Below are 19,230 nucleotides of genomic sequence, written 5' to 3' on the forward strand. Positions count from 1 at the left end.
CCGCGCCGACACCATCTCCGGGGGAATGTGCCTTTCAACGCCTCAGAAGCGCCGAACGGCACATTCACCCGACGTGTTTGCGGGGGTCAGCGACCCTCCCATGCCGACCAGAGTTCGGCGTAGCGCCCACCGGCGGCGACGAGATCTGCATGTGGACCCTGCTCGACGATCCGGCCGTGTTCGAGGACGACGACCCGATCGGCGGCGGCCGCCTGCGTCAACCGGTGGGCCACCACCAGCGTCGTGCGACCACGGGTCGCCGCCTCGGCCGACGCCTCGAGTTCCCGCGCACCCGCACTGCCTGCTTCGGCCGTCGCCTCGTCCAGGATCGCGACCGACGGGTTGGCGAGGACGAGCCGCGCCAAGGCCAATTGCTGCGCCCGGGCGGCGGTCAGTTCGTGGCCGCCCTCCCCGACCACGGTCTGGACGCCGTCGTCCAGTGCGTTCACCCAGTCGTCGGCGCCGACGGCCTTCAGTGCCATCGCCGCGTCCTCCTCGGAGGCGTCGGGCGCGGCGAGCCGAAGGTCGTCGATCAGCGGTCCGGCGAACACGTGGACTTCCTGGCTGACGATGGCGACCCGGCGGCGGAGACCGCCCGGCTCCAGATCGGGCAGCGCGGTGCCGCCGATGCGCACCGACCCGGACGTCGGGACGATCGAGCCGGCCGCGATCGCCGCGACCGTCGTCTTGCCCGCTCCGGTCGAGCCGACGAGGGCGACACGTTCACCGGACTTCACGTGCAGGCTGATTCCGTGCACCACTTCGTGGCTGCCGTCGTAGGTATGCCGGACGTCGGCGAGTTCGAGCGTCAAATCGGCGGCCTCCCGGACGGTGGCGGTCCCGGTGCTCGACTCGTCATCGAGGTCGACGACGCCGACGAGCCGGGCCAGGCTCGCACCCGCCGACTGCACCTCGTCGAACGTGTACATGAGCATGCCGATCGGATTGAACAACCGGTGGAAGAGCAGTGCCGCGGTTGTGGTTTGGCCGACGGTGACGATGTCCGCGTTCACCAGGGCGAATCCGGCGGCGAGGATGGTGGCGAGCCCCACGAACTCGGCCCGGTTGCCGCGCCCAGCGAACCGGGTGAACAGTGCGAAGACACCGACGGACAGGTCGCGGGCTTTTTCCGACGCATCGTTGATCTGCGCCAGATGGCTGTCTTCCAGACCGTAGGCACGCACCGTCCGGGCGCCCTGCATGCTGCTGATCAGGGCCTGCGAACGCTCTCCCATCGCCACGCGTTCGGCGGCGTACACCGGTGCGGACCGCGGTAGGTACCAGCGCATCGCCAGCGCGTACATCGGCAGCGCGACCATGCCTGCGAGCCCGAGCCGCCAGTCGATGCCGAGCATCGTGACCATGCTGAGCACCACCAGCAGGACAGCCGTCACGAGGTTGGGGACCACGTCGGTGACGGCCTTGCCGATCACCGCGACGTCGTCGCCGACCCGCGACAGCAGGTCGCCCTTGCCGACGCGTTCGACCGTCTGGATCGGCAGCCGGAGCGCCCGGTCGACGGTGCGTTCGCGCAGATCCGCCAGGATTCCCTCGCCGAGGCTGCGGATCAGGAACGACGCAAACCCGGCGCACACGCCGCCGATCACCGCGGCGGACGCGATCACCGCGACCACCCACCCGATGGTGGACGGCGGCGCACCGTCCTGCACCCGGTCGACGAGGACACCGAAGACGTAGACGGGAACCAGCGCCATACCGGCCGCGACGGCGGCGACCAGCAGGGTGAAGACGCTCCGGCCGCGGCGGCGTCCCAGTTCGGATCTCAGCCACGCCCACGTGTCGCGTGCGTTCGCGATGGGCAGCAGTTCACTCATCGCAGGACCGCCTGACGGTAGTTCGCGTTTTCGGTCGCCAACTGCGAGTGCGTGCCCTCGCCGACCACCGTTCCGTCGTCGAGGACGACGACGCGGTCGGTCACGGACAGCAGCGCGGGGCTGCTCGTGATGAGGATCGTCGTCTGGCGGTCCGCGGAGCCGCGATGCCGCAGGTCCGCGATGCCGCCCGCGATCGTGTGTTCGGTGACCGCGTCCACGGCGGTCGTCGGATCGTGCAGCACCATCACCGGCGACTGCGCCACCAGTGCACGTGCGAGGGCGACCCGCTGCCGCTGACCGCCGGACAGCGAGGACCCGCGGTCGGCGACGTCGTGGTCGAGGCCCTCGGGGTGTGCCTCGACGACGTCCACCGCCGCGGACGCGGAGAGCGCCGCCTGCACCTCGGACGCCGTGGCGCCGGGCCTGCCCGCGGTCACGTTCGACGCGACGGTTCCGGAGAACAGGTCGCCGTTGTGCGGTTCGACGAGCAGCGCCCGGCGGGCCTGCGCGAGATCCGCGTCCGACAGCCGCACTCCGCCCACCGTCAGTTCGCCGTCGTACCGGTCGGGCGGAACCTGCCCGGACAGCAGCGCGGCCAGCGCCTCCGCGTCCTGCGGGCGGTACGCGACGACGCCGAGCAGTTCGCCGGGGGTGACCCGGAGATCCAGCGCGCTCAGGGACCGGTAGGACACGCCGGTCAGGCTGAGCTCGCTGCCGTCGAGTGTTCGGCCGGACCCGGCGGGCAGCAGGGGTTCCGCGTCCAGGACCAGCGCGAGACGGTCCGCCGACGCGCGGGCGAGGGCGAGGAACCCGGGCAGACCGGCCAGGACGCCGAGCGGCTCGATGAAGAACTGGGACAGTCCGACGACGGTGATCAGTTCGCCGATGGTGATGCGTCCCTCGAGGGCGAACCAGCCGGCGACACCCGCGACACCGACGGCGAGGAGGGCGCTGACGGTCATCGACACCCCGGCGAACACGGCGGAACTCTTCGCCGTGTGCAGGGTGGCGCCGAGCGCCTCGCGGCTGGACGTCCGGTAGCGCCGCGACGCCGACACCTCGGCGCCGATCCCGCGCAGGGGCCGGAGCCCGCTCACGAGGTCGGTGGCCATGGCGGACGCCCGCGCGACGGCGGCCTGCTGATCGGTGGCCCGGCGGGTGATCAGCGGCGCCGCGAGCTGGAGGAGACCGAGGATGACGGGGGTGCCGATCAGAACGGCGAGTCCGAGGGGAACGTCGATCAGCAGCAGGGCGACGGCGGATCCGATTGCCGCGGTGAGGGCCGCCGCGGCCCGGGGTGTGATGTCCGCGATCCACGCCGCGCGGTCGGCGTCCGACGTCGACACGGACAGCAGTTCACCGGCACGCAGGTCGGTGCGCACTCCCCGCGGGTCGAGGATGCGGTGCGCGACCTCCATCCGCAGCTGGTGCGCCTCGTTCTGCATCGCCACGACGATGAACCGCGCACCGAAACGCCACGCCGCGGTGAGCACCAGGAACAGCAGCGCCAGGGCGCACAGCCACACCGCGAGAGCGAACACGTCTCCGGTCGCGACGGCCCGGTCGACGATCACGCCGATCGAGATCGGGACCAGTGTCTCGGCCACCTGATGCAGGCAGACGAGCACGGTGCCGATCCCCAGCCGAACACGATTCCGCACGAGCGTGCGAAGCAGAATTGCGGTGCCACCAGTCTTCACGCGCGTAACTCCCAATGCCGACGCTTCCCCACCCACCTACGAAGTAAGCAGACCCTAACTAGATGAACCCTAATCGATGGGCAACTAGCGTTGACATGCCCGGTTCTCATAGAGTCGCCGATACGAACTACTGCGCGTGATGCAGCAGCAAGCCCGAGAGGACAAAGATGGCCGCGAAGACGACCGCCGAAAACGACATCGCGGACGAGGATCTCGAACCCCTAGCCGACGAGACCGCCCGCCAGGCGCAGCGCGTTGTCGCTGCATACGCCGAAGATGCCGACGAGTGCAGGATGCTGCTCTCCATGCTCGGAATCGGACCCACCAGCAAGCTCGACTGAGAATTTCATCCACTTCGACTGCGAAGGAAGCCCGTGGCTGCCAGTTCGGAATCGTCAGCATCGTCATCACGCTCGACTTCTGATCCTGTTTCCGGGCAAGCCGACTTCGTCGTCGTAGCGAACCGACTCCCCGTCGACCTCGAACGCCTTCCGGACGGCACCACGCGCTGGAAGCGCAGCCCCGGTGGCCTCGTCACCGCGCTCGAGCCGATCCTGCGCCGCAACAAGGGCGCATGGGTCGGCTGGGCGGGGGTCGCGGACGCCGAACTCGACCCCGTCGTGGAGGACGACCTCGAGCTCTACCCGGTTCCGCTCAGCGCCGCGGAGATCGCCGACTACTACGAGGGCTTCTCCAACGCCACCCTCTGGCCGCTCTACCACGACGTCATCGTCAAGCCCGAATACAACCGCGACTGGTGGAACGCCTACGTCGAGGTCAACCGGCGTTTCGCGGAGGCCACGTCGAAGGCGGCCGCGCACGGGGCCACGGTGTGGATCCAGGATTATCAGCTGCAGCTCGTTCCGAAGATGCTGCGCATGCTCCGCCCCGACCTCACGATCGGGTTCTTCCTGCACATTCCGTTCCCGCCGGTGGAACTGTTCATGCAGATGCCGTGGCGCACCGAGATCATCGAGGGCCTGCTCGGTGCCGACCTGATCGGGTTCCACCTCCCGGGCGGTGCCCAGAACTTCCTCTACCTGGCCCGCAAACTCGCCGGTCAGCAGACGTCCCGCGGCAACGTGGGTGTCCGCTCCAAGCTGGGCGTCGTGCAGGTGGGGTTCCGCACGGTGCGCGTCGGCGCGTTTCCGATCTCCATCGATTCGGGGCAGCTGGACGAACAGTCCCGATCCAAGTCGATCCGGGACCGCGCCAAGAAGATCCGCAACGAACTGGGCAATCCCAAGCACATCATGCTCGGCGTCGACCGCCTCGATTACACGAAGGGCATCGACGTCCGCCTCGCCGCGCTGCACGAGTTGCTCGACGAGCAGCGCATCGATCCCGCCGACACGGTGATGGTGCAGCTGGCCACGCCGAGCCGCGAGCGGGTCGACAGCTACGTGCAGATGCGCGACGACATCGAACGCAAGGTGTCGCGGATCAACGGCGAGTACAGCGAGGTCGGCAGGCCGGTGGTGCACTACCTGCACCGGCCGATCCCCCGCGAGGAGCTGATCGCGTTCTTCGTCGCCGCCGACGTGATGCTGGTGACTCCGCTGCGCGACGGCATGAACCTCGTCGCCAAGGAGTACGTGGCGTGCCGCAGTGACCTCGGCGGCGCACTGCTGCTCAGCGAGTTCACGGGCGCGGCCGCCGAACTGCGTCAGGCGTTCCTGTGCAATCCGCACGATCTCGACAGCGTCAAGGACGCGATGGAGCAGGCCCTGGGCCAGCCGAAGGAGGACGGCCGACGCCACATGCGGGCCCTGCGCAGGCAGGTCCTCGCACACGACGTCGACCGGTGGGCCAGGTCCTTCCTCGACGCCCTCGCTCACGGCGGCGCCGCCGGCCCCGCGCTGATCGCGCCCGCCGAGGCCTCCGAGTCCGACTACAACGAGGACGCGACCGGGGAGAACTGACCTCCCCGGCTCAGCTGACCGGACGTCACCAGGAAACCGACGAAGTCGCGGATCGTCTCGTCGGCGGGACGCGGAACGTAGCCGAGTTCGGACCGCGCCTTGCTGCCGTCGATGACGGGCGCCGCGAGCAGCGCCGACATCGCGGACCGCGACAGCACGTCGGAGCCGAACCGGGTCCCGATCGGTTCGGCGATCGGCAGCACGCGTTCGATGACGCTGAGTGGGAACGAGTACAGCGGCCCCCGACGACCCGCCGCACGCGCAGCCCTCCTCACGGCATCGTGCATGCCGAGCATGTGCCCCGAGATCAGGTAGTTCTCACCGGTCCGGCCCTTCTCCCCGGCGGCGATCAGTCCGGCGGCGACGTCCCGGACGTCGACGAAGTCGAACCCGCCCTGCACCGCCGCGGGAACCCGGCCGCGAGCGGCGTTGCGCAGCAATGCGTTCACTCGTGACAGTCCGTAGTCGACGGGCCCGTACACCCCGGTGGGATTGCAGATCACCGCGTCGAGCCCGGCCTCGACCACTTCGCGGAGTTCGATCTCGCCCGCCCATTTGGACCTGTCGTACACCGGGATCGACGCGTCGACGGACCGGGGCGAGTTCTCGTCGAGCGTTCCGCCGCAACTGCTCTGATCGAAGGAGTGCACGGAACTGCAATGCACCATCCGCCGAACACCCACTGCGAGAGCGGCTTCGGCGACGGTACGCACACCCTTGGTGTTGACGGTCCAGGCCAGGTCGTCCTTCTGGGCGAGGGTGATCATCGCGACCAGGTGGTAGACCACCTCGGCGCCCTCGAGCGCCCGCTTCATGGATTCGACGTCGAGGACGTCGGCGTTCACCCACGTGACCCCGTATTCGGGTGCGTACCGGGAACGCACGCGGTCGATTGCGGTCACCTCGTGCCCCGCCTCGACCAGCAGATTCAGCAGATTGTTGCCCACGAATCCCGCGGCGCCGGTTACTGCAACCTTCATCGACGACTCCCCGTTCGGTTGTGGCCCCGCGACGCAACATCGTGCGTCGGCAGTCGGCCAGGAGACCCCGACAGTACTAGAACTTGTTTCACTTTGTGAAGGGGGTGACCGCCTCGACGAACATTCGCACTCGTGAGATCTCATGGGATCGGTGTGCGAACTCCAGCAGGGCCACACCCTCCCACGCGGCCGCGCGCACGGATGCGGTGACGGCACGCCCCGCCACGATCATCTTGCTCCACTGCAGGTCACGGAGACTGTCCGCGAAGCGAGCGGGTGAAAGCGGGACACCCGGTGACAGTTCGAGAACCGCACCGGGAGCGAGTCTCTCCGACATTGCGGTCGTGTCCTGACGGCGGACGGCGACCAGAAATCCGGTGGCGGCATTCCTGCCTGGGCGCCCGACGGTCCGCAGGCCCCGCATAAAACCTGTTACACCGAGCACGCCCTGATTCGCGAGAAGTTGCGGTGCCAGCTTCACCGACGCCGCCGCGCCCCGCCACCCCGCCGCGGCCAGCTGGGCGATCATCACGGACAGTTCCCAGTGCGCATACAACCCGTCGACGGCCACGACATCCGACTCCGCCACGAGGTCGTAGCGCAGGTGCATCGGCACCGTCAGCACCACTCCCGTCGACATCCGGGTCTCGAGGTCGAGGTCACGGACCACTGTCATTCCGCACACCACGTCCCGCTTCACATGGAACGTGATCGCGTTTGGGGCGATGAACGTGTCGTAGAGCCGTTCGATCGCCGCCGTGCCGACGTGTGCCCGCGAGCCCACCGGGTCGTTGACCCGAGCGCCGTCCGAGAACAGCCCGACCCACGCGGCGCGGTCGTGCACCGCGACCGCGGACGGTGAACGCCCCACGGCAGCAAGTAGTTCCGCTACGGTCGGCGTGGGGTCCGGCACCGCTACACCGGGGTCAGCTGATCGACGAGCCAGCGGTCGTCGACCTTCTGCAGCGACACCCGTACGCGGCTGCCCGACGTCCGGGCGTCGGGAGCGTCGGCGCTCGTCGTCGTCTGGTTGAGGTACAGCAGAACCACCGCCTCGTCGGGTGTGGTCGACACGGGCGCGGCGGCCTGAACCGACACCTGCACGGTGAGTTGCTTCTCCTTGGCGCCCGGCGCGATGGTTTCCTGCACGAGGGTGGTGTAGTCGTCGCGGAACGAACCGGTGAGTCCGTCTGCGGCAGCGGCCAGCTGGTTGTCGACGTCGGCGAAATCGTAGGCCAGCATCGCGACGGCCTGCTTGCCCGCGGCGTCGACGGCCTCGGTGCGCGCCTGCTCCGCGAGTTGGTCCTGCCGGTGGTCGTACCAGAGGAATCCCACCACCACGGCAAGGGCGACCACCACCACCGCGGCCGCGATCTTCAGCGCTGTCTGCTTGGTGACGGCGAACTTTCGCTTGTCTTCGTTGTTGTCGGTCATGGGACGAACTCCACCTTCGATGCGGTCAACTTGCCGTCGACGTCGCTGACGGTCACTCGCATTCGGAAGTCGCGCGGTGAGGGTTCGGGCTGTTCCTTGCTGCTGACCATCGTCCGCGCGGCCACCAGAACGTTCGCCGAGATCGACGTCTCGCTCCCGTTCTCGACACCGGCCTCGACAACCTGGCCCTCGGTGGTCACATTCGCGTCCCGCACGACGCCGACGAACGGATCCTCACGGCCCTGGAACTCTTCGAGGAACTGACCCGATGCGCCGGCGATGATCCGGTCGACGTCTTCCTTCGCGGTCTCGGGATGGATGGTTGTCAGGTTGAGCACCGTCTGCCGGGCCGTGTCGACGAAGGCCTGACGGCGGTCGTCCCGTTCCCGTGCGGACTGTTGGTCGAGCAGCAGGACCACCGCCGCGACGACCAGTGCGACGACGACCACCGCGGTAACACCCCACACGAGCAACGACTTCAGGGGACGACGCTGCTTCGGTGCGTCGGGGGCCGGAGCGTCCGGGGACGCGGCCTTCGCCGTCGACACCTTTCCCGCGTCGGGCGCGGCGTGCATGTCCGCCGGCTTGGCGAGGACCACCGGCTTCGGGGCGTCGGTCTCCCCCACCGGCGGGCCGGCGTGCCGGACCGCCCTGCGCCTGCTCCGGTCCTTCGCGGCGGAGGTCTGCTCGGTCGCCTGCTCCGCGGGGTCGGTTGCGCGCTCGTCTGTGCTGGAACTCAAATCTGCTGACCTGTCATCATCGTCTGCCACGTCGCGTCCTTTCCCTGCACCGCCAGATCCGGTTGGGTGTACGTCTTTCCATCCGAACCAATGAAGCTACCGGTGGCCGGGTCGTAGGGCACGGCCGCGACCGGTGCACCCGCGGCGCCTTCGTAGGAACTCGGAACGGCTGTGTACGAGGGTACATCCGGCGGCATGATCGGCCCGTACGGCGGGTTGTTGCCCGACGCCTCCCAGCCCTCGCGGCACGCCTCGACCGTCGGCGCGCGACGTCCCGGGAACTCCATGCACGGCAGGTTCCGCGCGCCGCGCACCACGGCCGGGTCGTCCGGAGCGGCCTTGCAGTACAGGTCGTTCGGTGTTGCGATCGGGTCGGTCTGATCTCCCGACCGGCGTTGCTCCGGGGGCAGGAATCCCGTCGTGCAGGCCGGCGGGTCGTGCAGTTGCAGGGCGAAGTCGACGATCGCGCCGTCCTCCACCGGCCCGCCGGTCGCGGCCGTCACGAGCGCCGCGGTCAGGGGTGGGTAGATGACCAGCACCTGTTCGATGCTCTTGTTGTAGATCACCCCGACCTGGCCGACGCTCACCAGATTCCGCAGCAGAATCGGCAGTGTCGGCTGCAGGTCCTGGAACAGCTGGGTGGCTTCCTGCGCCGTTCCCGGGCCCTTCTCCAGCACCGACCGCAGGCTCGGGTCGCTCGCCCGCAACTGGTCGGTGAACGTCACCAGGTCCTGGGACCACGACCGGATGGCGTCGCTGCTGACCACCTGGGTGTCGAGCAGTGGGCCGACCTGGTCGATCAGGGCCTTCGTCGCGTCGCTGTTCGCGTCGGCCTCCTCGACGAACAACCGGGCCGAGTCGATGAGCCGCTGCAGGTCGGGGCCCGATCCGTTGAACGCCGTGAACGCCTCGTCGATCACCGTCTGCAGCCTGGTGTCCGAAATGCTGGCGAGCAGTTCGTCGGCCTGGTCGAGCATTTCGCCGACATCCTGCGGAATGGTGGCCCGGTCCAACGGGATCACGTCGCCGTCCGCGAGGTACGGGCCGTTCGCCTCGGCGGCGCCGTCCCGGGGAATCAGATCGACGTACTGTTCGCCGACCGCCGACACGCTCTTGACTGCCGCGTCGACATCGGCCGGAATCTTGTAGTCGCTGTCGAGTGACATCTTCGCTTCCACACCGTCGCCGGTGAGGGTCACGTTCTCGACGACACCGATGTTGGTGCCGCGGTAGGCGACATTGGCGTGCGAGTAGAGCCCACCGGTAGACGGCAGTCGGACGCTCACCTCGTAGCGCCCGACGCCGAACAGCACCGGCACCTTCACGTACTGGATCGACATCACCACGAGCCCGATGACGGTGAGAATCGAGAAGATGATCAGCTGAATGCGAACGAATCTCGTCATTCTCATGGTGTCGGCGCCCCTCCCAGTTGCGGCGGAAGGCCCGGGATCTGCGGAAGCCCGGGTATCTGCGGAAGCCCCGGAATCACCGGCGGTGCGGGAGCCGGCTGCAGGGGCGCCTGCAGGGGATCACCCGACTGCCCGGCCACCCCGGCGAGCGATCCCACGGCGCCCTCGACGCCGCCGAGCGATCCGCCGAGGCCGGTTCCGGTCAGGAAGTTGTTGTCGAGGCGTTCGTTGGTCATGTCGATCGTCATCATGAGGTTCGCGTAGTCACCCTGAATCGCCTTGTCCATCGTCTTCATCGGGAACGGGTACGTGAGCATCAGCGTGAGCACCTCGGTCAACGCGCTCCCTGAGTTGGCGAGCTCACGCAGCACCGGTGTGAGGTTTGCCAGATTCGCCTTCAGTTCCTCGCCGCTACTCTCCACGAGACGCGACGCGGTGTCGCTGAGCTTGCCCACCTCGACCAGTGCGGTGGTGAGGTTCTGCCGTTGGGTGACGAGCACTTCCAGCGCGGGCGGGATACCGTCCAGCGCCGCGTCCAGGGTGGCCTTCTGCTCGTTGACGGTGCCCGCAAGACGGTCCAGCCCCTCCATCGCCCCGATGATGTCGCCGCGCTGCCGGTCGAGGCTCGTGACGAGCTGGTCGAGCTGCGGAAGAAGGTCGCGGATCGAGTCCTCCCGGCCGTCCAGTGCGGCGTTGAGTTCCGTGGTGATGTCCCGGACCTGGGCGATGCCGCCACCGTTGAGCACCACCGACAGGGACGACAACGTCTGCTCGGTGGTCGGGTAGGCGCCCGCCCGCTCGATGGGGATCACGTCGCCGTTCTCGAGCCGGCCCTCGGGCTCGGCGTCGGTCGGCGGAGCCAGTTCGAGGTGCTGCGAGCCGAGGAGGCTGGTCTGGCCGATCTTGGCGGTCGCGTTGGCAGGCAGTTGGACGTCGCCGTTGATCGAGACGGTGACCAGTGCGTGCCAGTCCTGCACGTCGATGCCCGTCACCGAGCCCACCGTCACGTCGTTCACGCGGACGGGCGAGTTCTGCGACAGCGTCGTGACATTGGGCATCTGGATCTCGACCGTGTAGGCGTCGTCGCCCTGTCCCTCGGTGCCCGGCAGGGGAAGCGAGTTCAGCCCTTCCCACTCACACCCGGTGAGGGTGAGGGACAACGTGATCGCCACGGCCGCGATACCGCCGCGACGCACCCGTGTGTGCTTCGTCATCGCCCACCTCCCGGCTGCAGCAGATCGTTCAGGTCCTTGGGCACGGCGACGGTCGGCATCCCGGCGAGGGCCCCGGTCATCGGCGGCGCGGACCGCGGAGGTACGGAGGCCTCGAGGCTCGGCGGGGTGTACTCGATCTGATCCGGGAACGCATTCACTCCCGTCGTCGGGTTGGTGAGGACGGGCAGATAGTTCATCGTCAGCGAGTTCAGGACCGGCGACAGGTACTGCGTGCACAGGTCCGCACTCCGATTCGCCTCGTTGGCCTGGAGGCTCTGGATGGCGCCGCACATGAAGTTCACGGGGTTCGCGAGGTTCGCAAACGCGACCGCACCGACCAGTGACCCCTGCGCCGGCTTGTAGATGTTGCTGAAGTTGGCCAGCGCCGTGGGCGCCACGTGGAGCACCTGCTCGATCTGCGGCCTCTTGTCGGCGAGCACCTGGGTGGCGTCCGCCAGACGGCCGACCTGCTCACTGAGGGCGGCGCGGTTCTCCGCCACGAACCGGTTGACGTCACCGAGCGCGAGGTCGAGATCGTTCAGCGCGGTTCCGAGTTCGTCGGAGTTGGTAGCGAGCATGTTCGACACCGACGCGAGCCGTCCCTCGAACTGCACGATCTGCTCGTTGCTCGACGACAGAGCCGCCACGAACGTCTGCAGGTTGCGGATGGTGGAGAACAGGTCGGTCCGACCGTCGGACAGGGTCCGCATGGTCTCCGACAGTTCCCGCAGCGTGTTCCGCAACGACTCTCCGTTGCCGTCGAGATTGTCGGCGGCGGTGTCGATGAACGTGCCGAGCGACCCCTGCGGGTCGGCGCCCTGCGGCCCGAGTGCCTCCGACAGCTTGTTCAGCTCGGTCTTGATCTCGTCCCACTCCACCGGAACGGCCGAGCGCTCCACGGGGATGCTCGCGCCGTCGCCCATCGTCGGCCCACCCGCGTACACGGGTGTCAGCTGAACGAACCGTCCCGACACCAGGCTGGGTGCGACGATGACGGCCTTCGCGTCGGCCGGGATCTCGACGCTCTTCTGCACGTTCATCGTCACCCGTGCGAAATCGGCGCCGGGCTCGATCGAGTCGATCGTCCCCACCTTCACACCGAGGACGCGGACGTCGTCGCCCGAGTACAGCCCGGTGGTCGTCGGGAAGTACGCGGTGATCGTGTTCTGGAAGAGCTTGGGCACGAACATCACTGCGGCGCCGACGATCAGCACCACCACGACCGCGGCGACGCCGCCGCGGATCAGCCACTTCTTCCGCGTGTTGGTGATCTCCGGGTTCGTCGTCATCGCGGCGGTTCCCTCAGCTCGATGGACGGACCTGTCTGCAGGTAGGCCTGAAGGTCGTTGGGGAGGTGCTCCGGCCACGTCACCGCGTCGCTGAGCCCCTGGAGCAGGTTGCCGATGCCGATGTTGTAGACGTACGCCATGAAGAACGGCCCGCTACCGACCGACTCGCCGAGTTGAGTGGCGTACGGCGCGAGGCCGTCGAGCGCCTGCGAGATGTTGTCCTTGTTCCGCTGCAGGACATCGACCACCGAGTTCAGTTTGTCGAGCGTCGGTTTCATCTGCTCCTCGTTGTCCTGGACGAGTCCCGTGAGCTGCCGGGACACCGCGGAGATGTTCACGATCAGCTGGCTGATCGCCGTGCGGCGACGGTCGAGCTCGCCGAACAGCTGATTCCCGTCGACGATCAGCGAGTTGATCTGCCCGCTGCGCTCGGCGAGGATTCCCGTCACGTTCTCGGCACGCGAGAGCAGCTGTCGCAGCGTCTCGTCCCGCGAATTGATGCTCTCCGACAACCGGGTCAGGCCGTCCAGTGCTGTACGCAGCTCGGGCGGTGTGTTCTCGAGAGCGCCGGACATTGCGTTCAACGCGTTGTTGACCTCATCGGTGTCGAGCTCGGACACGGTGTTCGACAGGTCCCCGAGCGCGTCGTTGAGGGAGTACGGAGAGTTGGTGCGTTCCAACGGAATCGTCGACCCCACCGGCATCGTCTCGTACCCGAGCGGGGTGACGGCCAGCGACTTGCGCCCGAGAACGGTGTTGGTCTTGATGTTCGCCTCGGTTGCGTCGCCCAGGACGATGCCGTCCTCGATCGTGAACGTGACGAGCACGTGCTGCTCGTCGAGTTCGACCTCGGCGACCTTCCCGACGTCGACGCCGGCGAGCGTCACCGCGTCGCCGGTCATCAGCCCACCCGCGTCCTCGAAGTAGGCGGAGTACTGCGTTCCGCCCGAAAGGAATTGCAGCTGATCGTATTGCAGGGTCGCGATCACGATCATGCTCGCGATGGCGACACCGATGATTCCCACCTGCACGGGATTACGTTCGCGTTTCATGGCTACGGTGCACACCTCCCTGCCGTCTGACCGCCCGGCATGTTGAGGAGCAGATCCGATCCGTCCGGGCCGGAGAACTTGAAAGTCGCCGTGCAGACGTACATCTGGAAGAAGCTGCCGTACGTGCCGATGCGGATGAGCCTCCGGTAGGCGTCGGGCAGATTCTGGAACACCCAGTCGAGGTCGTCCTCCCCCGCCTGGAGCTGGGTTGCAGTGCGGTTGGCCTCGGCGATCGTGCTCTGCAACGGTGGCCGCGCACCTTCGAGCAGATTCGCGAGATCGCCCGTCGCCCCCGCGATGCGGGGAATGGCGTCACCGATCTGATCGCGGTCCTGGGAGAGCCCGCTGACCAGCTGCTGCAACTGGTCGAGCGTCGACCGGAACTGGTCGCCGCGGTCGTTGATGGTGCCGAGCACCTGGTTGAGGTTCGTGATCACCTCACCGATCAACTGGTCCCGGTCGGCGAGGGTGTTCGTGAACGAACTCGTGCTGCCGAGGAGCGAGACGAGCGTTCCGCCCTGCCCCTGGAACACCTGGACCAGCGCCTGGGACAGGTCGTTGACCTGCTGCGGGTCCAAGGCCCGCAGCAACGGTTTGAACCCACCCAGCAGAAGGTCGAGATCGAGTGCAGGAGAAGTGTTCTCGACGGGAATGGATCCACCGTCCGGTAGCGGTTCCACCGAACCGGCGCCTTCGAGAAGTTCCATGTACCGGTCGCCGACGAGGTTCTCGTACCGCACCGTGGCCTTGGTCCCGTCGAACAGCGAGTACTTGGTGTCGACGGTGAAGTCGACGTCGGCGAGGTTGTCGTCGTCGATGCTCACCTTCTCGACGGCGCCGACGGGAACGCCGGCGATGCGCACCTTGTCGCCGGGCTTGAGCCCGGACACGTCGGTGAACGTGGCGTGGTACCCGTCGGAGCTGCTGAACCGGTACTGGCTGAACACCAGGGCGAGTCCGGCGAAGATCACCGACATCACCGTCGCGAAGATCAACAGCTTGACCGTGGTCGCTCGCACTGTCACTGCCCACCCTGCCCGGGGTACACACCCGCGAACAACAGCTGGAACACCTTGGGCAGGTGCACCTGGACTTCCGTCGACGGCACGAACGGCACCGTTCCGGTGTCGGCCACGACGAAGTTCGCATGCTTGCTGAGATCAGGATTGGGAAGACCGTGGCAGTTCGGCCCACCTGTCGCATTCACTTTCGGCAGGTCCTTCGGATAGGTGTACGGCTCCTGCCCGTACATGAAGCTGGCGCTCAGCGCGATGCCCGGCTGATTGCCACCGATGAGCTGTTCGGCGAGGGGGATCACATTGTTCAGGCCGACGATGAAGCAGGAGATCTCGGGCGAGTACTCGGCCAGTAGATCCGTCGTCGGGAGCAACAGGTCGAGAGAGGAGTTCAGGTTCTGCTCGTTCTCGGTCAGTACGGTGTTGGCCGTGTCGGCCAGCCCGGTGACGTTGAGCAGCACGGCATCCAGGTTGTCCTGTTCGTCGACGACGGTGCCGCTGGTGGCCGTCGCGTTGTCGAGCACTCGCAGCAGATCCGGTGCGGTGTCGGCGTACACGTCGGTGACCTGCGCGGCCTTCGCGAAATCTTCCTGCAGCTGAGGAAGACTCGGATTCATCTTCGCCAGGTAGCTGTCGCTCTGCTCGAGCAGGGCGCCGAGTTCCTCGCCGCGCCCGCGCAGCGCCGAGGAGATCGCGCCGAGGGTGGCGTTGAGCTTCTCCGGCTGTACCTGCGCCAGCACGTCGGACAGGTGCTGGAAGACCGTGTTGAACTCGACGGTGACGTTGTCGGACGCGATGACGTCCCCTGCCTGAAGAGGGGTGGACGACGGGTTGTCCGGCATCACGAAGTTGACGTACTTGGCGCCGAACACGGTGGTGGACTTGATCTCCACGGTGGCGTTGGAGGGAATCAGCGACATCATGTCGGGGTACATCGCCAGTTTCAGCTCGGCGCCGTCCGTCACGTGTTCGATGGAGCCGACGCGGCCGACCTCGACACCGAGGAGCTTGACCTTGGCGTCGGGTTCCATCACCAGCCCGGAACGATCCGACGTGACGGTGACGGGCGTGGTCTCGCTGAAGGTTCCGTTGAACATGGCCAGTGACACACCGATGATCGCGAGAAGACTCACCACGAGGACGAGTGCCGCGAGCTTCTTCTTCCCACCCGAATCAGTCATCTACCGGCACTCCTATCCCGAAAGGTTGAAGTTGCCGGACCCGCCGTAGATGGCGAGCGAGATGAGCAGGGTGACGGTGACGACGGCGATCAGCGAGGAGCGCACCGCGTTGCCGACGGCCACACCGACGCCGACCGGACCGCCCGAGGCGTTGAAACCGTAGTAGGTGTGGATGAGCATGATCGCGATCGCCATGACGATGGCCTGCGCGAACGACCACAGGATGTCCGTCGGTATCAGGAACGTCGAGAAGTAGTGGTCGTACACGCCGGACGACTGGTCGTACAGCACCACGGTCGCGAACCGGCTGGCCATGAACGACGCGATCACCGCGAGGGCGTACAGCGGGATGATGGCGATCATCCCCGCCATCACACGGGTGCTGACCAGGTACGGAATCGACGGGATCGCCATCGTCTCCAGCGCGTCGATCTCCTCCGAGACGCGCATGGCGCCGAGCTGGGCGGTGGAGCCGGCGCCGATGGTGGCCGCAAGCCCGATGCCCGCGATGACAGGCGCCGCGATACGCACGTTGATGAAGGCCGCGAAGAAGCCGGTGAGGGCCTCGACGCCGATGTTGCCGAGCGAGCTGTACCCCTGCACCGCGATGGTGCCGCCGGTGAACAGGGTCAGGAAGCCGACGATGACGACCGTTCCGCCGATTACCGCGAGCGCACCCGTGCCCATGCTGATCTCGGCGATGAGCCGCAGCGTCTCCTTCGGGTAGTGCATCAGGGCGCGGGGCGCCCATCCGATGGCACGCGCGAAGAACAGCGCCTGCTCACCGAGCCGGTCGATCGAGCGGGACGCCGACGCGAACCGTTTGCGAGTTCGGGGAAAGCGCCCGGCCGCCGCTAGTGCCATCTACTCCACCACCATGTCGATCACCCTGCCGTCAGCTTGATGCCGACGGCGGTGACGAGAACGTTGACCACGAACAGGGCCATGAACGAGAACACGACGGTCTGGTTGACGGCGTCACCGACGCTCTTCGCGCCACCCCTGACGTTCAGGCCGAGGTAGGCGGCGACGAGACCGGCGATCATGCCGAACAGACCGGCTTTGACTTCCGAGATGACGAGCTCCCCGAATCCGGTGAGCAGGGTGATGCCGTTGACGAACGCACCCGGGTTGACGTCCTGGATGTAGACCGAGAAGACGAAGCCACCGAGGATGCCGATGGTGCAGACCAGCCCGTTGAGCAGGAGCGCCACGACGGTCGACGCCAGCACTCGTGGCACGACCAGGCGGTGGATCGGATTGATGCCCAGCACCCGCATCGCGTCGATCTCTTCGCGGATGGTGCGGGCGGAGAGGTCTGCGCAGATGGCGGTGGCGCCTGCACCCGCCACGATGAGCACGGTGACGATGGGACCGACCTGGGTGACGGTGCCGAGAGCGGCGCCGGCGCCACTGAGGTCGGCGGCGCCGATCTCGCGGAGGAGGATGTTGATCGTGAAGCTCACCAGGACGGTGAACGGGATGGCCACCAGCACGGTGGGCACCATCGAGACCCGGGCGACGAACCACGCCTGGTCCACGAACTCGCGACGCTGGAAGGGCCTCGAGAAGACTGCCCTCAACGTTTCGCCCGACATCGTGAAGAACCCGCCGACCGCACGCAACGGCACCTCGAGGAGGTCTACCATCCGTCCTCCTCGTCCATGTTCTCGCCCAGCACCGACTGTCAGTTCGAGCCCAGCCCCCCAGCGGTCTGCGACTCAGGCCATATTAACTAGAACGTGTTCACCTGTCAAAGGTGGTCGCTCATCAGCAAGAATCGTCCCACATTCAGCACGCCCCGAGGGCCGAATTCGACTGAAATGCCGGGCGTGTCTCCGCCCGATCGGAACCGACGGTTCGCGCTGAGCGGGAGGCCGAGATGTGGACTCAAGAGGTTATGGCACAAGAACTTTGAACGAATTTCATCGCAAACCGACGACCGTCGAAATCGTCGTCGGCCCCGGTTCCAGGCGACCGCACGAGGAGGCCGGCCCCGGGAGTCGCCAGACCGGCTGGGCACGCTCGATCGAACTGTTCGACGACAGCAGAACTAGAACACGATCTAGTCATATCCGGCACACCACTCGAACACCCCTCCACGGTCACCCGGCCCCCGTTCCGCCGCTCTTCAGTTGCCTTCAGTATCGCCCATCGCGGGGGCATTACCTGCGGAAACGATACGGAAACAACCTTCGTGTCGGTTCTTCGGCCCCGGGGACGCAGATCAGCCCAGTTCGCGGAGCGCCGCGGAGGCCGAGAACATGGCGGCAGGATCCCGATCCACGAAGTAGTTTCCGAGCTCCGCCGCGAGCGCGCCGGGTGTCCACCGACCGTCCGCGGCGTCGAAACGCCGCTCCACGACCGGTGCCGCCATCAACGCCACCATCGGGCCGTAGACGACGAAGACCTGACCGTTCACGGAGTCGGCGGCAGGCGATGCGAGGTAGGCGACCAGCGCGGCCACGTGCTCGGGAGACAACGGGTCGACCCCCTCGGCCGGTGCCTCGCCGAAGACGTTCTCCGTCATCGACGTGCGGGCCCGGGGGCAGATCGCGTTGGCTCGGACGCCGTACCGCGACAGCCCACGGGCCGCCGACAGCGTGAGCGCCGTGATACCCGCCTTGGCGGCGCCGTAGTTCGCCTGCCCCTCGGGGCCGAGCAGTCCCGCCTCGGACGAGGTGTTGACGATGCGCCCGTACACGGGCGCACCGGCTTCCTTGGACTTGCCCCGCCAGTACGAGGCGGCTGCGCGGCACAGCAGGAAGTGTCCGCGCAGATGAACTTTCAGCACCAGATCCCAGTCCTCGTCGGACATGTTGAACAGCATGCGATCCCGCGTGATGCCCGCGTTGTTCACCAGGATGTCGAGGCTGCCGAGCCGGCTCTGCGCCGCCTCCATGATCGCGTCGGCGGTGGACCGTTCCCCGATGTCGCCTGCCACGAACTCGACCTTCGCGCCCAGGCCCCGGATCTCGTCTAGGGTTGCCTCCACGGCGTCGTTCGCGACCAGGTCGTTGACGACGACGGACGCACCGGCGCGGGCCAGTGCGATCGCCTCGAACTTTCCGAGGCCGGATCCGGCGCCGGTCACGACGGCGACCTTGCCGTCCACGTTCACATCGCGGTCAGCCACAGCATTCATGAACACGCTCTCCTGGTTCTGTGCACTCGCCGGAGGTCGCGAACACGACACGGCGGTAGGTCGACGTCACTGTAGAACGTGTTCTCATTCCGGGCAACAATCCTCAGGGGTGCTCGGTGAGTGCGGCCCTCGGACACTGGGCGATCGCCGTACGCACGTCTTCCTCCCGGTCAGCGGGAGGAACGGCACTCGAAATGTGCAGCTGATCGTCGTCGTCGAGCTCGAAGATGTCGGGTGCGACCCCCACGCACACACCATTGGCCTCGCAACGGTCGAAATCAACTCTGACCTCCATGGCAACCCTCACTTC

At 67.1% G+C, this 19,230-nt stretch carries 18 protein-coding genes; 2 read left to right on the top strand and 16 right to left on the bottom strand.

The window, feature by feature from the left end:
* Positions 1-86 precede the first annotated feature (86 nt).
* Both JVH1_RS12685 and JVH1_RS12690 read right to left on the bottom strand, forming a co-directional pair.
* On the bottom strand, positions 87-1,835 hold the full coding sequence (locus tag JVH1_RS12685; protein ID WP_009477778.1) for an ABC transporter ATP-binding protein: 1,749 nt from the start codon (positions 1,833-1,835) through the stop codon (positions 87-89).
* Positions 1,832-3,535 carry an ABC transporter ATP-binding protein gene (locus tag JVH1_RS12690; RefSeq protein ID WP_043780914.1) on the bottom strand — a complete coding sequence of 568 codons (1,704 nt, stop codon included), beginning with the start codon at positions 3,533-3,535 and terminating at the stop codon, positions 1,832-1,834. Before JVH1_RS12690 ends, JVH1_RS12685 begins: the two co-directional genes overlap by 4 nt.
* Positions 3,536-3,702: 167 nt before the next feature.
* Between JVH1_RS12690 and JVH1_RS12695 the strand changes: the two genes are divergently transcribed.
* On the top strand, positions 3,703-3,876 hold the full coding sequence (locus tag JVH1_RS12695) for a hypothetical protein (RefSeq protein WP_005262874.1): 174 nt from the start codon (positions 3,703-3,705) through the stop codon (positions 3,874-3,876).
* Positions 3,877-3,909: 33 nt separating this feature from the next.
* Entirely contained in the window at positions 3,910-5,457 is a 1,548-nt protein-coding gene (locus JVH1_RS12700) for a trehalose-6-phosphate synthase (protein WP_009477775.1), read from the top strand.
* Here the strand turns inward: JVH1_RS12700 and JVH1_RS12705 are convergent.
* From JVH1_RS12705 to JVH1_RS12770, 14 genes are all read right to left on the bottom strand, one after another.
* The gene (locus tag JVH1_RS12705; protein ID WP_009477774.1) at positions 5,427-6,437 is read right to left on the bottom strand and encodes an NAD-dependent epimerase/dehydratase family protein; all 1,011 of its coding nucleotides are present in this window, start codon (positions 6,435-6,437) and stop codon (positions 5,427-5,429) included. The genes JVH1_RS12700 and JVH1_RS12705 overlap by 31 nt on opposite strands.
* 88 nt (positions 6,438-6,525) lie before the next feature.
* Entirely contained in the window at positions 6,526-7,350 is an 825-nt protein-coding gene (locus tag JVH1_RS12710) for a nuclear transport factor 2 family protein (protein WP_009477773.1), read from the bottom strand.
* A gap of 2 nt (positions 7,351-7,352) precedes the next feature.
* On the bottom strand, positions 7,353-7,871 hold the full coding sequence (locus JVH1_RS12715) for a hypothetical protein (protein ID WP_009477772.1): 519 nt from the start codon (positions 7,869-7,871) through the stop codon (positions 7,353-7,355).
* Complete coding sequence (locus JVH1_RS12720; RefSeq protein WP_043780911.1) at positions 7,868-8,611, bottom strand: hypothetical protein; 744 nt, start codon at positions 8,609-8,611, stop codon at positions 7,868-7,870. The genes JVH1_RS12715 and JVH1_RS12720 overlap by 4 nt, the downstream gene beginning before the upstream one ends.
* Positions 8,608-10,023, bottom strand: a complete 1,416-nt coding sequence (locus JVH1_RS12725) for an MCE family protein (protein WP_043780908.1) — start codon at positions 10,021-10,023, stop codon at positions 8,608-8,610. Before JVH1_RS12725 ends, JVH1_RS12720 begins: the two co-directional genes overlap by 4 nt.
* Entirely contained in the window at positions 10,020-11,237 is a 1,218-nt protein-coding gene (locus tag JVH1_RS12730) for an MCE family protein (protein ID WP_011597043.1), read from the bottom strand. The genes JVH1_RS12725 and JVH1_RS12730 overlap by 4 nt, the downstream gene beginning before the upstream one ends.
* Complete coding sequence (locus tag JVH1_RS12735; protein WP_009477768.1) at positions 11,234-12,526, bottom strand: MCE family protein; 1,293 nt, start codon at positions 12,524-12,526, stop codon at positions 11,234-11,236. The genes JVH1_RS12730 and JVH1_RS12735 overlap by 4 nt, the downstream gene beginning before the upstream one ends.
* Complete coding sequence (locus tag JVH1_RS12740; protein ID WP_009477767.1) at positions 12,523-13,578, bottom strand: MCE family protein; 1,056 nt, start codon at positions 13,576-13,578, stop codon at positions 12,523-12,525. The genes JVH1_RS12735 and JVH1_RS12740 overlap by 4 nt, the downstream gene beginning before the upstream one ends.
* 2 nt (positions 13,579-13,580) lie before the next feature.
* Positions 13,581-14,603, bottom strand: a complete 1,023-nt coding sequence (locus tag JVH1_RS12745) for an MCE family protein (protein WP_083849817.1) — start codon at positions 14,601-14,603, stop codon at positions 13,581-13,583.
* Entirely contained in the window at positions 14,600-15,775 is a 1,176-nt protein-coding gene (locus JVH1_RS12750) for an MCE family protein (protein WP_009477765.1), read from the bottom strand. The genes JVH1_RS12745 and JVH1_RS12750 overlap by 4 nt, the downstream gene beginning before the upstream one ends.
* 12 nt (positions 15,776-15,787) lie before the next feature.
* Positions 15,788-16,639: an ABC transporter permease gene (locus JVH1_RS12755; protein WP_005244538.1), complete on the bottom strand. Its 852-nt coding sequence runs from the start codon at positions 16,637-16,639 to the stop codon at positions 15,788-15,790.
* Positions 16,640-16,659: 20 nt separating this feature from the next.
* Positions 16,660-17,424 carry an ABC transporter permease gene (locus JVH1_RS12760; protein ID WP_009477764.1) on the bottom strand — a complete coding sequence of 255 codons (765 nt, stop codon included), beginning with the start codon at positions 17,422-17,424 and terminating at the stop codon, positions 16,660-16,662.
* A gap of 578 nt (positions 17,425-18,002) precedes the next feature.
* A complete protein-coding gene (locus tag JVH1_RS12765; RefSeq protein ID WP_043781033.1) occupies positions 18,003-18,920 on the bottom strand; it encodes a 3-oxoacyl-ACP reductase in 918 nt (305 codons plus the stop codon).
* A gap of 103 nt (positions 18,921-19,023) precedes the next feature.
* Positions 19,024-19,215: a ferredoxin gene (locus tag JVH1_RS12770; RefSeq protein ID WP_043781032.1), complete on the bottom strand. Its 192-nt coding sequence runs from the start codon at positions 19,213-19,215 to the stop codon at positions 19,024-19,026.
* Between the last annotated feature and the right edge of the window lie 15 nt (positions 19,216-19,230).

Source organism: Rhodococcus sp. JVH1, from assembly GCF_000280725.2.
Lineage (GTDB): Bacteria > Actinomycetota > Actinomycetes > Mycobacteriales > Mycobacteriaceae > Rhodococcus_F > Rhodococcus_F jostii_A.

What these genes read in the sequence shown, in the direction of transcription:
- JVH1_RS12685 (WP_009477778.1), bottom strand. Translation starts at nt 1,835, where the DNA reads ATGAGTGAACTGCTGCCCATCGCGAACGCACGCGACACGTGGGCGTGG.
- JVH1_RS12695 (WP_005262874.1), top strand. Translation starts at nt 3,703, where the DNA reads ATGGCCGCGAAGACGACCGCCGAAAACGACATCGCGGACGAGGATCTC.
- JVH1_RS12705 (WP_009477774.1), bottom strand. Translation starts at nt 6,437, where the DNA reads ATGAAGGTTGCAGTAACCGGCGCCGCGGGATTCGTGGGCAACAATCTG.
- JVH1_RS12715 (WP_009477772.1), bottom strand. Translation starts at nt 7,871, where the DNA reads ATGACCGACAACAACGAAGACAAGCGAAAGTTCGCCGTCACCAAGCAG.
- JVH1_RS12725 (WP_043780908.1), bottom strand. Translation starts at nt 10,023, where the DNA reads ATGAGAATGACGAGATTCGTTCGCATTCAGCTGATCATCTTCTCGATT.
- JVH1_RS12730 (WP_011597043.1), bottom strand. Translation starts at nt 11,237, where the DNA reads ATGACGAAGCACACACGGGTGCGTCGCGGCGGTATCGCGGCCGTGGCG.
- JVH1_RS12735 (WP_009477768.1), bottom strand. Translation starts at nt 12,526, where the DNA reads ATGACGACGAACCCGGAGATCACCAACACGCGGAAGAAGTGGCTGATC.
- JVH1_RS12740 (WP_009477767.1), bottom strand. Translation starts at nt 13,578, where the DNA reads ATGAAACGCGAACGTAATCCCGTGCAGGTGGGAATCATCGGTGTCGCC.
- JVH1_RS12750 (WP_009477765.1), bottom strand. Translation starts at nt 15,775, where the DNA reads ATGACTGATTCGGGTGGGAAGAAGAAGCTCGCGGCACTCGTCCTCGTG.
- JVH1_RS12755 (WP_005244538.1), bottom strand. Translation starts at nt 16,639, where the DNA reads ATGGCACTAGCGGCGGCCGGGCGCTTTCCCCGAACTCGCAAACGGTTC.
- JVH1_RS12760 (WP_009477764.1), bottom strand. Translation starts at nt 17,424, where the DNA reads ATGGTAGACCTCCTCGAGGTGCCGTTGCGTGCGGTCGGCGGGTTCTTC.
- JVH1_RS12765 (WP_043781033.1), bottom strand. Translation starts at nt 18,920, where the DNA reads ATGAATGCTGTGGCTGACCGCGATGTGAACGTGGACGGCAAGGTCGCC.
- JVH1_RS12770 (WP_043781032.1), bottom strand. Translation starts at nt 19,215, where the DNA reads ATGGAGGTCAGAGTTGATTTCGACCGTTGCGAGGCCAATGGTGTGTGC.